This window comes from Amycolatopsis panacis, assembly GCF_003600245.1.
GTDB classification, from domain to species: Bacteria; Actinomycetota; Actinomycetes; order Mycobacteriales; family Pseudonocardiaceae; genus Amycolatopsis; species Amycolatopsis sulphurea.
The window spans coordinates 34,553-49,613 of sequence record NZ_QZFV01000069.1 but is presented as its reverse complement, the minus strand read 5'-3'; the positions used below and the strand labels follow the sequence as shown (position 1 = coordinate 49,613).

Below are 15,061 nucleotides of genomic sequence, written 5' to 3'. Positions count from 1 at the left end.
GTCCCAGCGACGGACGGCGGAAGCGCACGACCCGCGCATCCGCACCGTCCAGGCCGGGCTCGGCCGTGCGGGTGCCGGTTCACCTCGGCGGTCGGCGACCATGTCGAACGCCTTCTTGGCGGGCGGGCGATGCCGATCTCGCGTTCGAGCCGCGCCGGGGCCTCCCGCCGGCTACGTGGTCGATGCCCTCGCGCAGATGGCTTCGACGAAGCGACCCACGGTCTTCTCGGGCAGGTGGCGCGCGAGGTCGGCCTCGCTGATCATCCCGACAAGACGGTGCCCATCGAGCACAGGTACCCGCCGGACCTGGTGTTTCTCCATCACATCGAGCACCTCGTCGACCTTGGCGTCGCTGCGCACGAGGTAGGGAACGCCCTCGGCCAGCCGGCCGGCGGTCATCGTGCGGGGGTCACCGCCGGCGGCGAGACATTTGACCACTATGTCGCGATCGGTGATGATGCCACGCAGTCGGTCGTCCTCGCCGCAGATCGGCAATGCTCCGACGTCGAGGTCGCGCATCCGCTGCGCGGCGTTGTGCAGGGTCTCGTGCTCGCCGACGCAGGTTGCGCCGGTGTGCATGATGTCTTGTGCGACCGTCATCTTCCCTCCCGTGGAATGCCACTGATGTTCCTGACTCCGCAGAGTGCTCCCGCCGGCACTGGCCGCATAAGAGTCGAAGGTCCCCGTTGTGAGACACGCTCCTCGACCGGCCCGGATCGGTTTCCCGCGCGTCAGGGGGAACACGGCGAGACGGTGAACGAGAAACCGTCGCGGCGATCATGACCGAGATCCGGACCGAGAGCATCGACCCACGCACCCTCGAAGACCGCGCGAGTACTATCGCCACACCTTCGCCACCAACGCAGAACTCGTTGCTGCAGTTGACGATTGGATCGGACGGTAGCCCGTTCGCGGCGCCGTGACGGCTGCCGTCCTCCTGGTCCTTGCGCGCGCCGCCGGTTCCCCTGGACCGAAACCGGGTTCGGCCTGCCGAGGTGGCTCGCTCTGGTCCTGAATTGCGACGGCACGGCGTTTTCGACCAGCCCGCGCGGCATCCCTGCCGGACGGCTTCATTCATCCCCGCGGGATCGGCTCCGTGACCGGTCCGCCACCAGGGACCAGCGGACCGGGCCGCGGGACTTCCGGCGGAACCTCAAGCAGTTTCGACCGGCTGCCGCAAGATCGTGCGCAACCGCTCCGGCGCGCTCCGCCGGGGGTCGCCGAGATAGATCTCGTGATGCCGCCCGACGAGCCTGCACCCGACCGCCGCGATGCTCTTGTGCAACCGCTCGATCGACGGCGAAAGTCCCTGTCCCGGAGGGATTCCGGCCCTGCTCGCCCCCGCCACCGGCTGCCAGTGTCGAACCGACCACCGGACGACACGACGAGGCAGGTCGCCATGGAACGCGGACTCCCCGACGAATACCTCGTCGCCGCCGTGGGCGGGTTGGCCTTGTGCGCCGCCGGTGCGCAATTCGCGGCCCTGGTGGTTCGCTGTCGGATACCGGTCACCGTATCCCTACGCCGATCCTTCGCGGCGACAGGCACGGACGGACCCGGGTGGCCGCGAGGTGATGATCGGCCGGTCGGCTTCACGCGGCCGACGCGAGCCCCCTGCCCACGACTCCGCTCCGCGACGTCGCCGACGTGCTCCAGCCGCTCGACTCGGCCCGGCGGTACTGACCCGAGGAGGACGCCATGCCCTACTGGCATTACGGAACCGACGCCAGCTGGGTCGGCCCGGTCGTCATGATCGTCGGACTGGTCCTGCTGGTGGCCGCGATCGGGATCGTGGTCGCGTTCCTCGCCCGCCGCCCGGTCGGCGGCCCGGGTCCGGGGTCGGGGTCGGGGTCGGGGTCGGGGTCGGACGACGCGATAGCGATCCTGCGCCAGCGGTTCGCCCGCGGCGAAATCGACCAGGAAGAATACGACCGGCGTCGCGAAGCGCTCCTGCGCTGACGAGGAGACACGCGATGCGCCGCATTCCCACCGCGTTCACCCGCCGGGTTGGCGTTGCTCGCCGCGTGCGGCCAGAACGGCGCCGGCACGGCCGCGCCGAGCAGCAGCCGACCGTCGCTCCGCCGACGATCGCCGGCTCCGCACCTCAGACCCCGGCCGGGCCGCCCGCTGCCACCCACCTCGACCGCACCGTCAACCACCGCCCCGCTCCGCCCAGCGTGCGCGGCTGTCCCGCGACGGGCAGGGGCGCCGGCGAGAAGGAAGCCCCCGGCTCGGCCAACTACGCGCTCTACCTGGTCCGGGTCGGCCGCCACGACTGCTACGACCACGTGAACTTCTCGATCAACGGCCCCGCCGCGATCGGATACTCGGTCCGGTGTTTCCCACCGGTGACTGCGGATGCCTCTGGCAAGCCACTGCCGGTCGGCGGCGCCGCGATGCTGCAAGTGGTGGTCCGGCACCCCGAACAAGGCGCCGACACCTGCGGGCACCAGGCCGGTCGGACCCTCGCCGCTACCGGCGGCCACCTCTACCCGGCCGCTCAGCTGGCCGGCCGGCCTTCGCTGCGCGGTGCGCTTCGCCGGGTTCTTCGAGGGGCAGTGCACGTTCGCGGTCGGCACCCGCGCGAAACCCCGTTCCGCGTGCTCACCCTGCTCGACGAGGCGAACCAGGTCGGGCTGGTCGTGCCCGACATCGCGCACTGAACCGGAGGTGGTCAGGATGGAGCGGCTGAGTCCACTGGACGCGGCGTTCCTGGCGATCGAGGACGAGGATCCGCAGGTATCGCTGGCGATCGCGTCGCTCGCGATCGTGGCAGGGCCGGCGCCCTCTCCGGAGCAGCTCGCCGCGGCGGTGGCAGCCAGGCTCCCACGCGTGCCCCGGTACCGCCAGAAGATCCGCCGCGTGCCGCTCGACCTCGGCGCGCCGGTCTGGGTCGACGACGACTCCTTCGACCCGGCGGCGCACGTGGAGAGGTTGTCGGTGCCCCAACCGCACGATCAGGCCGCACTGTGCGAGCTGGTCGCCTCGCTGATGGCCGAACGGCTCGACCGGGACCGGCCGCTGTGGCGGTTCTGGGTGCTGGACGGGCTTTCCGGCGGCCGGTGGGCGCTGCTCGCCAAGGTGCATCACTGCATGGCCGACGGCGTCTCCGCAGCGGGTCTTCAGCAGTTGCTGTTCGGAGAGACCGCGTCCACGACCCAGGCCGACCCGCATCCCGACCCCGGTGCCCTCCGGGTACTGGCCTCCTCCCTCGCCGACCTGGTCACGGGGCCGTTCGCCCAGGCCGGTGCGCTCGCCTGCGGTCTGCTGCACCCGCGCGCGCTCGCCCGCCGCACCACCGACGTCGCGCGCGGGTTCTCGACGCTGGCGCAGGCCCTCATGCCGGTCAGCCCTTCGTCGCTCGGCGGACCAATCAGCGGACCCTGCGGATATGCGATCGCCCAAGCGGAGCTGTCCGGCGTGACCGCCATCGCGGAAGCCTTCACCACCACGGTCAACGACGTGCTGCTCGCCGCGATCACCGGCGGGCTCCGCGAAATCCTCCTGCGGCACGGCGAAGAGCCCTCTGCGGACAGCGTGCGGAGCCTGGTGCCGGTATCCGTCCGGCTGCCCGGCGACCCTACGCTGGACAACGAGGTTTCGCTGCTGCTTCCGCTGCTCCCGGTCGACCTGCCGGACCCCGCGCAGCGGCTGGTCCAGGTGCATCGGCGGCTGTTGGCGCACAAGGAGGGCAAGGAAGCCACCGCGGGCAGGTTCATGACGGCCACGGCCGCGCGCGGACCGTTCGCACCCGCGGCATGGGCGGTGCGCGCCGGGCTGCGGCTGCCCCGCCGCAACGTGGTCACGGTGACCACGAACGTGCCCGGCCCAGCCGAAACCCTGGCGATCGCGGGGCACAAGGTCCTCGCGCTCTACCCGTACGTGCCGATCGCCGTCGGCCTGCGAACCGGCATCGCGATGCTGACCTACCGCGGCCGGGTCTTCTTCGGTGTGACCACCGACCGCGCGACAGTGCCCGACCCCCGGGTGCTGGCCGACGCGACCGTCGCCGACCTCACCGCGCTCAAGGCGGCCGCCGTCTCCTCTTCAAGGGCGCGAAGCAGCTCTCCGGGGTCGGGGAGCAACCGCCGGTCGGTGCCGAAGCCGAAGCGGACCTGACCGGCGTAGCTGAAGACGCAGACGGTGATCGCCTGGCGCCCCGAGCACGGGGCCCAGCCGACGATCCCGGCCACCCGCGCTCCCGCGAGTGCCATCGGCGCCCGCGGCCCGGGCACGTTCGTCAGTACCCCCACCGCCTTCGCGGACAGGAACTCGCTCGTCCGCACCGCGACCGGGTCCGGGAGGCGGGCCAGGGCGGTCTGCAGCGCGTAGTTCACCATCGGCTCGTAAGAATCCCGGATCCGCGCGATCCGGCGGTGAGTCTCGGTCAGGCGTTCGGCGAACGTGCGACGCCCGCGCGGGAGCCGCGCGAAAACCAGGGCGAAATGGTTGCCCAGTTCCGCGGGCAAGTCCTCGTCGAACGCGGTGAGGCTGACCGGGACGAACCACGGCAGATCGACGGGGACGCCGGCCACCGGGTGTCTGTCCAGGTACCGGTCGAACGCGCCGGCGACCAAGGCCGCGCATACGTCGTTCACCGTCGTGCCGGTGGCGTGCCCCAGCTCGGACAGGTCCGCGAGCGGCACCGGATCTCCCCAGGCCGCGGTCTTCTCCGTGCCTGGCCACCCCGACCACCCGAACGAGGCCACCGGCGCGAGCACCAGTCCGGTCAGGCCGGCGACGCTGTGCCGCAGTGAGGTCACCGTCGTGGCGACCCGGCCGGCGACCTGCCGGGGAACGCCGCCGAGCAGGCCGCTCGCGGCCCCGGCCGCCGCGGCGGCGACTCCGGTGGCCGCGGCGGCCGCGTATGCGGGGACCGAGACCAGGGTTTCGGCGACCGGGCCGATCCGCGCGGCGCGTGCTTGCAGCGCCGCGGCCAAGTCGTCGACCGAGCGGGCGGCCGACGCTCCGGCGCGGGCCACCGGGTCGGCCACCGGCGGACGACGCGGCGCGGCGCCGCCGACCCGCGCGGGCAGCGCGGTCACCGCCGGATCCGGATCGAGCAGGCTGAACAGGACCTGGGTCAGCCGGATTCCGTCGGCGATCGCGTGGTGTGTCCGCACGACGACCGCGCTGCCCCGCCGGTAGCCCCGCACCAGGTCGATCGTCCACAGGGGATGGTCCGGATCCAGCGGGCCACTGCGCCGGGCGGCGACGAACTCCTCCAGCTGCTCCCGCGTGCCAGGGGCCGGCAGCGTGCTGATCAGCAGGTGCCGGTCGAGGTCGAAGTCCGGGTCGGTCACCCAGCGTCCGCCGACCGGCCGCCGCGAGTACCCCGGGTAGCGCGCGACCAGGCGATCGGCCACGAGCGACCGGAGCCGTCCCGGGTCGACCGGTTCAGCCGTCCACAGCACCGACGTGACCACCATCCGGTTCTCCGGCCGGTCGAGGCGCAGCCACAACGCGTCCTGCGCGGCGATCCGCCGGGACTCGGCTCCGCTCACGGCTCCGCCCTACCCCGGTCGCGGCGAAACGGTCGGTACACACTGGTCAGGAGCGAGGCGCGGGCTGCGACCAGCCGGACCCGGCGGTCCACGCCGAGCACGAAATCGGAGACCGAGCGCGGGTACTTCCCGGGGGACGGCGACAAGACCGCGGCGACCAGGACCGGCCCGTGGGAACGCCGTTCCGGGTGAGCGACTTCCGGCCACGCCGGATGGTCCGGCACCGCGGCCTGGGTGAACAGCAGGTAGCGGTCGTTGGCCGGCATGGCATAGCTGTACCAGCGGATATTCGAGCCGCAGCACGGCGCACGCGATCCAGCGCGGCACCAGCACCAGCCATTCGCCGGCCACCGCCGGCGGGAGTGCGGCTCCTCGAAGCCAGCTTCCTCCCGGACCCGACCGGGCGCGGCGACCGGGATCTCCATGACGTCCCCTTTCGCTCGGCCTGTTCACCCTCTCCGGGCGCACCGCCTTGGCACAGGGCAGGAAGTCCTCTCGCCGGTGACGAAATCGGGGCCGGAAGGCCCCGGTCGCGAATGGGCACCGCCCGGCCGACACCCGGGCCGCGAGTTCGCGCTCGGCGCGGCGGGGAGTTCCGGCGGCCGGTCATCGTCGAGAACCTCGTGACGGCCTTCGGCGTCCGGCCCGGCAGGGCATGCCCGGAGCATGCTCCCGGGTCCAGCTCACCGACCCGGCCGGCCGGCTGAGCTTCCACCGTTGCCGGGGGGCGTATCGCCGTTCGCGCCCGGGTCCACCCGGCATTGCTCGGCATCGCCCACGACGTGCGGGCCGTGCACCGGAGACCTACTGGCCGAGTTCACTGACGAGCCGCATAAAGCTCGGCGACCTCGCCGGAGTACTTCTCCAGCACCCGGCGGCGGCGGACCTTCAGTGTCGGCGTCAGTTCGTCGCCGACGCTGAACTCCGCCCCCAGCACCCGGAACCGTTTGATGGTCTCGGCGGCGGACACGGTGGAGTTCACTTCGTCGATCGCCTCCTGCAGCAGGGCGCGCAGATCGGCGTCGTCGCGCAGGTCCGCCACCGTCGCGGCGGCAGGCTTCGCCCGGTCGAGCTTCCAGGCGGCGAACGCCTCCCGGTCGAGCGCGACCAGCGCCCCGACGAATGGCAGCCGGTCCCCGGTCACCACGCACTGGTCGATCAGCCAGTGCGCGCGCAGCGAATCCTCGAAGTAGGCGGCGGCGATGTTCTTGCCGCTCGCGGTCACCAGCAGGTCCTTCTTGCGACCGGACACGGTGAGGTAGCCGTCGTCGAGCGAGCCGAGATCGCCGGTGCGGAACCACCCGCCCGGCGCGGTCGCCTCGATGGTCGACGCTTCATCGTTCCAGTACCCGGCGAACACCGCGGGCCCGCGCACCAGGATCTCGCCGTCCGCCGCGAGCCCGACCGCGGTGCCCGGCAACGGCCGGCCGACCGTCCCGATCCGTTGCGCACCCGGGAGGTTCAGCGTGACACCAGCGGTGGTTTCGGTGAGCCCGTAGCCCTCCAGAATCCGGATCCCCGCGCCACGGAGGAAATGCGCCAGGTGCGGCGAGAGCGCGGCCCCGCCGCTGACCACGTACTCCACGCGGCCGCCGAGCGCGGCCCGCAGCCGGCGATAGACCAGCCGGTCGAACAGCGAGCGGCGCAACGACAGCAGGCGCCCCGGATGTTCGGCTTCACTCCAGGCGACCGCAGTCCGCTCCGCGGCACGGAAGATCCGGCCCGCGATGCCTCCGTCGGCTTCCCGCTCCGCGGTGTCGCGTAGTTTCTCGAAAACACGCGGAACGGCCGCCACCGCCGTCGGCCGGAACGAGCGCAGCACGGCCGGAAGCCGGGCCAAGTCGCCGAGATGGCCGGTCCGGGCACCCGCCCGCACTGCGGCCAGCTGCACGACCCGAGTGAGAATGTGCGCGAGCGGCAGGAAAAGCAGGACGGATGTGCCCGGCGTCAGTACCCGATCGATGATCCCCGGCGCCGCGAGGACTCCGGCCGTCTCGGCGAGCAGATTCCGATGGGTCAGCACGCAGCCCTTCGGCCGGCCGGTGGTTCCCGAAGTGTAGACGATCGTCGCCGGATGGTCCGCCAGCACCGCCGCGCGCCGCTGCGCCAGTACCGGTGGTGTGATCCGGCTTCCCAGCGCCGCCAGGCGGTCCAGGTCCGGGCCGTCGGTCCGCCAGACCAGCCTTGCGCCGGCTTCGGCCGCCACCCGCGCGCATCTTTCCCCGCCGGCGAACACCGCCACCGCGGCGGAGTCGCGCAGGATCCAGCGGGCCTGCGTCACCGACGCGGTCTCGTAGATCGGAACGGAAACGCCTCCCGCGGTCCAGATCGCGTAGTCGCAGCGGACCCATTCGCAGCTCGTCGCCGACATGATCGCGACGCGGTCGCCCGGCTTCACTCCCGCCGCGACCAGCCCGCACGCGAGCGCGCGCACTTGGGCGGCGAATTCGCCCGCAGACACGTCCGTCCAGCCGGCCCCGGTTTCCCGGGCGAAGAGCGGGTGATCGGGTTGCCGCGCAGCCAGCTCCTCGAGGTCGTCGGTGATCGCAGCCGCGTCCGGGAGCGCGGGGCCGGGCGGGCCGCAGCACTCTGCGACGCTCATGCCCGGCTCGCCCGTCTGCGCAATCGGAGCCCGGCGCCCCAGTCGCGCGCTCGCGTCGCCTCCCCAGCGACCAGCTTCGTGTCCGGGCCGTCGCCCTCGACCAGGAAGCTCTCCACCTCAGCCGGCGCACGGCCGAGATCGCGGAGGATCTTCGCCGCGCTCCGCGCCGCCGACCCGGTCAGCCAGCGGGGCTTGCCGATCCGGGTGTCGAAGACCGCCGTTTCCAGCGCCGGCGGCAAAGCGGCGAAGGCGCCCAGCCATTCGCGCAGACCGGGTTCGCCGGTGCGCGCGCCGCCCTGCTCCTGCTCGGCCGCGGCCTTGCGAGTCGACGGGCGGCTCAGCCCGTGGACGTGCGTCGGCGCACCGACCACGAGCAGGTCATACCCCCGGAGATCCCCTGGCGCCTGATTCACCGCGAAAACCTCCGAAGCGCCGCACCCTTCGCCGACCGCGTAGGCGACCTCCTCGGTGTTGCCGAACATCGACTCGTACACAACGATCGCTCGCATCCGCGACTCCTCCTTCACCGGGTCAACGCGGCCAACCGCCGGATCGGCATTTCGGCCGCCACCTCCGCCGCCATCGCGGCCAGCGCGGCCGACGGCCGCACGTCGATCGGCACTGGGCCGCGCAGCCGACGGGCCGACGACGGCAGCCACACGAGATCCCGCTTGAGCCGCCGCCGCGCCGTGGCCAGTCCGGGTCGCGCGACCCGACGGCCGGCCAGCATCGCCGGGACCAGCATCGCTTCCCCGCCCGGCCGGGGTTCGGCGGCCAGGGACAGCAGATCCGGTCCGCCCGCTGGATCCCGCCAGACCTGTTTCGCACCCGGCAAGGTCCGTTTCCCCACCGACAGCTTCATCACCGGCCGGCCGTCGTACTCCACGAGCTTGTACGCGGTGTCCAGAGACGGTGCATCCGAGGAAACCCCGACCGCGGTGCCGACCCCGTACGCGTCGATCGGCGCCCCGGCCGCGGTCAGCCGCTCTAGTACGTACTCGTCCAAGCCCCCGCTGGCCATGATCCGCGCCGCGCTGAGGCCGGCGTCGTCCAGCATCCGGCGGGCCAGGCGGGACAACTCCGCGAGATCGCCTGAGTCCAGCCGGATGCCGACGCTCGCCGGCGGCAGATCCAGCTCCCGCACCACATCGATCGCATGCGCGATCCCGGTCGCCGGGTCGATGGTGTCGACCAGGAACACCGGAGCAGCGGGGAAATCCTCGGCGAACGCGCGGAACGCGGCGTGCTCGCCCGGAAATGCCTGCACATACGCATGCGCCATCGTCCCCGCCGGCCGCAAGCCGTACCGGAAAGCACCCTCGAGGTTGCTGGTGCTGGAGAAACCCGCCAGCGCCGTCAGCCGGGCAGAGGCCAGCGCCGCGGCGGAACCGTGCGCGCGACGGGCGGAGAAGTCGATCAGTTCCGCGTCCGGCGCCGCGAGCCGGCAGCGCACCGCTTTGGTGGCGACGGCTGTGGCGAAGGTGACCGTGTTCAGCAGCAGGGTTTCCGCCAGCTGGGCTTCCGGCAGCGGCGCGGTGACCTCCAGCAGCGGTTCTCCCGCGAACACCACACGGCCTTCCGGGATCGCCCGCACGTCGCCGCTGAACCGTAACCGAGACAGTGCTTCCACGTCGGTCGCCGGCAGCCGCAGGCCCTCGCTCACATACTCCAGCTCCTCCGGCTCGAACCGAAAGCACTGCAGCGCGTCCAGCGCTTCCGCCAGCCCGGCCGCCACCAGGAATCCCCGCTCGCGCGGCAGATCTCGGGCAAACAGGCTGAATGTGGCCGGGCCGGTCATGCCCCGGCGCAGATAGCTCACGGCCATCCTGACCTCATACAGATCCGTACGCAGCCCGTTCATCGCGGTCCCTTCCGGCTCGGCCGGCGCCCAGTGTGCGGCGGGACGCCGGGTGTGGAGAGGGCCGCATGTCCCTCGCGCGGGCGACGATGGTCCCCGGTCTTCCCTCGGTCCCGAACCCCGGGGTCTTTGGTCTCTTCCCGCCGGCGGGCCCGGGCACGTTGGCTGGAGCAAGTCCGAGGAGAGGTGCCTGCGATGCAGACCGTGGACGTCGGCGAACTGTCGGTCTCGGCGTATCACACGGTCGCGCCCGGCTGGATCCTCGACGCACTCGCGGCGGTGGCCGACCGGCTGCGCGGAGCACGGGTGCTGCACCTGAGCGCAACTCCCTACGGCGGCGGCGTGTCGGAGCTGCTGCGTTCGACGGTCCCGCTCTACCGGGACCTCGGCGTGCACGCGACCTGGAAGATCATCAGCGGCGAGCCGGCGTTCTTCGCCGCCACCAAGAAGATCCACAATGGGCTGCAGGGCGCGCCGGAACCGCTCACGCCAGCCGAACGCGTCGTGTACGAGGAGACCACGCGCCGCAACGCGGCCGATCTGGCCGCCGAACGCGGGTTCCGCGACTGGGACTTCGTTTTCGTGCACGACCCGCAGCCCGCCGCGATCCGGTCCATGCTGGACGTCTCGGCCGCTCAGTGGGTCTGGCGCTGCCACATCGACACCTCGCAGCCGGAGCCGGAAACCTGGGACTACCTCGGCGCCTTCGCCGACGACTACGACGCGACCGTGTTCACCCTCGCCGACTTCGTCCCGCCGTCGCTGCCGGCCCCCCGCGTCGACGTCATCCCGCCCGCGATCGACCCGCTGAGCCCGAAGAACCTCTCCCTCGACGACCGCACCGCGCACGCGGTCCTGAACTGGATCGGGATCGACCCGGCCCGGCCGCTGATCACCCAGGTGTCGCGGTTCGACCCGTGGAAGGACCCCCTCGGGGTGATCGACGCCTATCGGCTGGTGCGCGACGAGATCCCGGGCCTGCAGCTCGCGCTGGTCGGATCCATGGCGCTGGACGATCCCGAGGCTTGGGACGTCTACCGCATGATCAGCGACGCGACCCGGCGCGATTCGGGCGTACACGTGTTCACGAACCTCACCGGCGTCGGCAATGTCGAGGTCAACGCCTTCCAGCGGACCTCGGAAGTGATGGTGCAGAAGTCGATCCGCGAGGGGTTCGGCCTCGTGGTCTCCGAGGCGTTGTGGAAGAACACGCCGGTGGTCGCCGGGCGGGCGGGCGGGATCCCGCTGCAAGTCGCCGACAACGCGGGCGGGGTTCTCGTCGGTTCGGTCGAGGAATGCGCCCGCGAACTGGCCATGCTGCTCGCCGACCACGCCCGCGCAGCGGCCCTCGCCGCGGCGGGGCACCAGCGCGTTCGGCGGCACTTCCTGCTCCCCCGGCTGGTGCTCGACGAAATGGCACTGCTCGACGGGCTCGCACATGGCGACCCGCCGGGCTCGCTGATGACCCGGTCAGGCGACCGCGATCCGGTCTGCGGGCTGTCGGTCGTGCCCGGCGACAAGTCATTCACAGCCTGCCGCGACGGAGTCCTGCACCGGTTCTGCTCGGGCCTTTGCCGAGACACGTTCACGGCTTCCGGGAAAGGACGATCGTGACGACCCACACCTGGCACGGCGGCCAGCTCCGCTGGAATTCCGAGGCACGGGCCTGGTCGGTGCTCGCGCCGGGCCGCCGGGACCGCCCGCACGTCGGCCGCGCCGGGTGCCCGTTCTGCCCCGGTCCCGGCGAGGACACCCCGCCGGAGACCTGGCGGCTGTCCGAGGGCGCCGACTGGCTCGTGCGCGCCGTGCCGAACCGGTACGCGCTGTCCGACCACCATGAGATCGTCATCGAATCGCCGCGCCACGACTGGGACATCCCGACCGGGACGGTGGCCGAGACGGCCGCCGTACTGTCCGCGTGGCAGGTGCGGCACCGCGCATTGCGCGCGGGCGCCGCGCAGGTGGCGGTCTTCCGAAACCACGGCGCCGCCGCCGGCGTCTCGCTCACGCACCCGCATTCCCAGGTCACCGGCCTGCCGGTGCTGGCGGATTCGGCTCGCCGGGACCTCGAGACCGCCCGCGAGCACCATGCCGCGACCGGCCGCCGGTTCGCCGAAGACGTGCTCACCGCCGAGCTCTCCGCCGGACGCCGGATCGTGTTCACCGACGAACAGATCGTCGCGTTCAGCCCGTTCGCGAGCACAGCGGACTACGAGGTGGCCTTCCTGCCGCGGGCACTGGATGCTGATTTCGCCACGGCGCCACGCGAAACGATCGACGCGCTGGCACATTCTCTGCGAGTCGTGCTGTCCGCGCTGCGCGCGGAACTCGGCGACCCCGCGTACAACCTCGTTGTCCGGACCGCTCCCACCGGGTACGAGGACGCCCCGTTCGCAGCGTGGTCGCTGCGGCTGCTGCCCCGCCTCACCATCGCCGCCGGCCTCGAACTCGCCACTGGGATCCCGGTCATCACCGTGCCGCCGGAAACCGCCGCGGCCCGGTTGCGGACCCACGTCTCCCCCACCGTCGCGTCCTGAAATGGCTTTGCCTGAAGGAGGAACGGCACATGAATGCACCTCGGTTCATCGTGGTCGGCGTCGACGGCTCGGGCGCCAGTGTGGGCGCCTTGTACTGGGCGGCCGAAGCCGCTTCGGCAAGCGGCTCGGAACTGCTCGTCGTGTCCGCGTGGCTGCACGACCCGCTGCTCGACGACCTCTCGATAGGCCGCACCGTCGGCGAGGCCCGCAAGGCTCACCTCGCCGAACTGGACGCGCTCATCGCCCGGGTGGTCAAGAACGTGCCGGTCTCCTCGGTGCGGTCGGCGGTGCCCGAAGGTGACGCCGCCGCCACGCTGATCGACCAGTCCCGCCACGCCGCGCTGCTCGTCGTCGGCAGCCACGGCAAGGGCATGGTGAGGGAGGCTCTCACCGGTTCGGTCGGCAAAGCCTGCCTGCGCCGCGCCTCCTGCCCAGTCACGGTGATTCCGCCGCGCGCGCTGGCCCCGGCAAGCCGGCTGGGCCGCAAGATCGCCAAGAACACCGGCGGCTGAACATGCCTGCGGTTCATCTCGCCGGTCGTCGACCAGCTCCGCCGGGGTGTCGCCGCTGACGAGCGTGTTTCGAGTGGCGCGCAGCAGTGACGGCGAGGTAGGTAGGGGCGAGCCAGGGTGATGTGCCGGTACCGGGCGTCGTAGCGGCGGACCTGGTAGTTGTCCAGGCCGACCTCGTTCTTGGCGAACTGGAAACACTCCTCGACCGCCCACCGGGCGCCAGCGATCCGGATCGGTCGTCGTCGGTGGTTCCTGGTGAGGCGCGACATAAGTAGCAGGCCAGCTCGAGTTCGCCCCTGCTGTTCGGGGTCAACGATCGGCGCACCGGCGGCCAACGGGACCAGCCCGGCGGCGTGGTGTCTTCATGCACAGGCAGAGAAGCAACTGCCCAGTCGAACAGCCGGGGCCCCTTGGCTCCATCGCCGCGGCTGCGTCGTTTCCACGCATCCTCAGGTGCGCGTGACGCCAAGACATCGGCCCGTGGGGTGCCTGCCGTGGCGGGAATGGTCTGGTGGCAGGGGACCGCGACGACATAGTGATACGCCTGGTTTCCAGCCAGTGACGGAATGTTGAGTCGCCTCCCCAGGCTTCGTCGGCGGTGACCCACGCGGCGGGCGCGCCGGCATCCAGCGCCCGAGCGAGCATCCGCTGAGCCAGTACCGGCTTGGTGGCGAACTCGACCTCGTCGGGGATCGCGGCTTCCTGACACCGCTGCCGGTCACCGGTTCAGGACTTCGGCAGGTAGAGTTCAGGTCGATCAACATGCGTCCTTTGCTTGTGGTGTAAGCAAGAAACACACCCAATTGGCAGTTCTCGATACGCCCGGCGGTACCGGAGTACCGCCGCTGCACGCCGGCCGAGCGGGTGCCCTTCTTCAAGAATCCGGTCTCGTCGACCACGAGTACGCCGTCACGGGCCGGGCGCCAGGGTGATCAACTCGTTGACCAAGGCGGGCCTGGTGGGCCTAACCGGGCGCTACAACCGGAACAACACCGGCCGGGCGATCGGGCGCCGCGCGAACGGCGGGTTCACCACGACCGCCGCGATCACGAAGGTGGTGCCGCGGAACAGCTTCCTCTGCCCGGCGGCCACTTTCCTGGACCCGTCGTGGACCCGGCACGCGCCGTAGGCGTAACGGCCGCCGCGCCGGAACGGGGTGTCATCGACGGCGACCAGCAGGGGCGCGCCGGCCGCAGTCAGCCAGCCGACCACCAACCCGAATATGATCAGGCCAACGTGGTCCAGGCTCCAGCGGGCGGTGGCGAAGAACCGGTGTGCCCGACTGTGGTGCTGCCACACCCCGGCCATCCTCGCGTCGGCGAGCATGCCGCGTACCGTCCGCCGGGCCGGCGCGGCGATCACCCCCGCGGTCAGCCGACGAACGTGGCAAACGCGCGGCTGGTGAGACACGGTCGGAACGCGTCCGGTAAGCACTCCACCGACCTCGGCAGCCGGGACTGGCACAAGCTCCTGATCCTGGCCTGACGAGCGGGCCCGTGAGTATGCGACACGCCGTCGACCACACCGCGAGTGACATCGGTCGTCGCCGGGTCTCGGTGGTCCTCGACAAGCGGGTGGCTGCTCGGCGGGGCGCGAACGCGCGGACATGCCGATGACAGTGCGTCCGCAGATCGCTGCTGAGATGTCCTGCCCCGCATGATGCTGGCCGGGGAAGCACCGACGCCGTCGCTTCCCGCACGCCACACTTGGGGTGGCACGTGATCAGCGGGTACTGGCCGGTGCGGGCACAGTGCACTCAGGGCAACGCACCGGTCATCCGCAGGCCGGTTCTCGTCAAACCCGGCCACCTCGGCCTCGGCGATGCGATCGGTGACCTGGATGAGGAAGCCACCAACCCCGTCAAGAAGCCCGCCAGCCTCTGCTACAGCAGACCCGTCATGATCCGCCTCACCCCTCCCTCTCGCGCGGTATGATCAAATTACGCTTACGCGGCAGGCGCCTTGACCCACACCCGACTCGGCGCTACTCAAAACCAACCGGAAGCCTGAATAAGACGGGCACGATACCCCCGGCTGGCCCGACCTCTT

The 15,061-nt window shown here is 71.5% G+C and carries 14 protein-coding genes and 2 pseudogenes; 7 read left to right on the top strand and 9 right to left on the bottom strand.

All coding sequences use genetic code 11. The features are described from left to right. Nucleotides 1-171: 171 nt before the first annotated feature. Nucleotides 172-600 (bottom strand): CBS domain-containing protein, encoded by a 429-nt coding sequence (locus tag D5S19_RS09940; protein WP_120023054.1) that lies wholly within the window; start codon nt 598-600, stop codon nt 172-174. 1,098 nt (nt 601-1,698) lie between these two features. On the opposite strand from D5S19_RS09940, the gene D5S19_RS09930 reads away from it, so the two are divergent. The 3 genes from D5S19_RS09930 to D5S19_RS32975 are packed head-to-tail and all read left to right on the top strand — an operon-like array spanning nt 1,699 to nt 4,119. Continuing rightward, entirely contained in the window at nt 1,699-1,959 is a 261-nt protein-coding gene (locus tag D5S19_RS09930; protein ID WP_120023052.1) for an SHOCT domain-containing protein, read from the top strand. A gap of 14 nt (nt 1,960-1,973) precedes the next feature. Then, nucleotides 1,974-2,663, top strand: a complete 690-nt coding sequence (locus D5S19_RS09925) for an AMIN-like domain-containing (lipo)protein (RefSeq protein ID WP_120023051.1) — start codon at nt 1,974-1,976, stop codon at nt 2,661-2,663. Nucleotides 2,664-2,679: 16 nt separating this feature from the next. Then, nucleotides 2,680-4,119 carry a wax ester/triacylglycerol synthase family O-acyltransferase gene (locus tag D5S19_RS32975; RefSeq protein WP_120023050.1) on the top strand — a complete coding sequence of 480 codons (1,440 nt, stop codon included), beginning with the start codon at nt 2,680-2,682 and terminating at the stop codon, nt 4,117-4,119. Here the strand turns inward: D5S19_RS32975 and D5S19_RS09915 are convergent. The 5 genes and pseudogenes from D5S19_RS09915 to D5S19_RS09895 form a co-directional block, all read right to left on the bottom strand. Further along, nucleotides 4,101-5,429 (bottom strand): annotated as a pseudogene (locus tag D5S19_RS09915) (wax ester/triacylglycerol synthase domain-containing protein); the annotation flags it as partial. The gene D5S19_RS32975 and the pseudogene D5S19_RS09915 sit on opposite strands and share 19 nt — an antisense overlap. A 71-nt stretch (nt 5,430-5,500) precedes the next feature. Further along, complete coding sequence (locus D5S19_RS09910) at nt 5,501-5,770, bottom strand: hypothetical protein (RefSeq protein ID WP_120023048.1); 270 nt, start codon at nt 5,768-5,770, stop codon at nt 5,501-5,503. Between the two features lie 551 nt (nt 5,771-6,321). Further along, nucleotides 6,322-8,106 carry an AMP-dependent synthetase/ligase gene (locus tag D5S19_RS09905; protein ID WP_120023047.1) on the bottom strand — a complete coding sequence of 595 codons (1,785 nt, stop codon included), beginning with the start codon at nt 8,104-8,106 and terminating at the stop codon, nt 6,322-6,324. Continuing rightward, complete coding sequence (locus tag D5S19_RS09900; RefSeq protein ID WP_120023091.1) at nt 8,103-8,615, bottom strand: flavodoxin family protein; 513 nt, start codon at nt 8,613-8,615, stop codon at nt 8,103-8,105. The genes D5S19_RS09905 and D5S19_RS09900 overlap by 4 nt, the downstream gene beginning before the upstream one ends. 14 nt (nt 8,616-8,629) lie before the next feature. Then, on the bottom strand, nt 8,630-9,967 hold the full coding sequence (locus D5S19_RS09895; RefSeq protein ID WP_120023046.1) for a nicotinate phosphoribosyltransferase: 1,338 nt from the start codon (nt 9,965-9,967) through the stop codon (nt 8,630-8,632). Between the two features lie 192 nt (nt 9,968-10,159). Between D5S19_RS09895 and D5S19_RS09890 the strand changes: the two genes are divergently transcribed. Genes D5S19_RS09890 through D5S19_RS09880 form a run of 3 tightly spaced genes read left to right on the top strand, consistent with a single transcriptional unit; the run spans nt 10,160 to nt 13,013 of the window. Then, a complete protein-coding gene (locus tag D5S19_RS09890) occupies nt 10,160-11,578 on the top strand; it encodes a glycosyltransferase (RefSeq protein ID WP_120023045.1) in 1,419 nt (472 codons plus the stop codon). Then, nucleotides 11,575-12,501, top strand: a complete 927-nt coding sequence (locus tag D5S19_RS09885) for a galactose-1-phosphate uridylyltransferase (protein WP_120023044.1) — start codon at nt 11,575-11,577, stop codon at nt 12,499-12,501. The genes D5S19_RS09890 and D5S19_RS09885 overlap by 4 nt, the downstream gene beginning before the upstream one ends. Before the next feature lie 29 nt (nt 12,502-12,530). After that, nucleotides 12,531-13,013, top strand: a complete 483-nt coding sequence (locus D5S19_RS09880) for a universal stress protein (protein ID WP_120023043.1) — start codon at nt 12,531-12,533, stop codon at nt 13,011-13,013. A 309-nt stretch (nt 13,014-13,322) separates the two neighbouring features. Here D5S19_RS09880 and D5S19_RS34105 read toward each other — a convergent pair whose 3' ends face one another. The 3 genes and pseudogenes from D5S19_RS34105 to D5S19_RS32965 form a co-directional block, all read right to left on the bottom strand. Beyond that, nucleotides 13,323-13,706 (bottom strand): transposase, encoded by a 384-nt coding sequence (locus D5S19_RS34105; protein WP_407641738.1) that lies wholly within the window; start codon nt 13,704-13,706, stop codon nt 13,323-13,325. A 113-nt stretch (nt 13,707-13,819) separates the two neighbouring features. Continuing rightward, nucleotides 13,820-13,912, bottom strand: a pseudogene (locus D5S19_RS34310) (transposase); the annotation flags it as partial. A 76-nt stretch (nt 13,913-13,988) separates the two neighbouring features. Beyond that, the gene (locus tag D5S19_RS32965) at nt 13,989-14,621 is read right to left on the bottom strand and encodes a transposase (RefSeq protein ID WP_120023042.1); all 633 of its coding nucleotides are present in this window, start codon (nt 14,619-14,621) and stop codon (nt 13,989-13,991) included. Between the two features lie 110 nt (nt 14,622-14,731). Here D5S19_RS32965 and D5S19_RS31635 point away from each other — a divergent pair, with 110 nt between their 5' ends. Next, nucleotides 14,732-14,947 carry a hypothetical protein gene (locus tag D5S19_RS31635; RefSeq protein ID WP_147397362.1) on the top strand — a complete coding sequence of 72 codons (216 nt, stop codon included), beginning with the start codon at nt 14,732-14,734 and terminating at the stop codon, nt 14,945-14,947. Nucleotides 14,948-15,061: the final 114 nt, after the last annotated feature.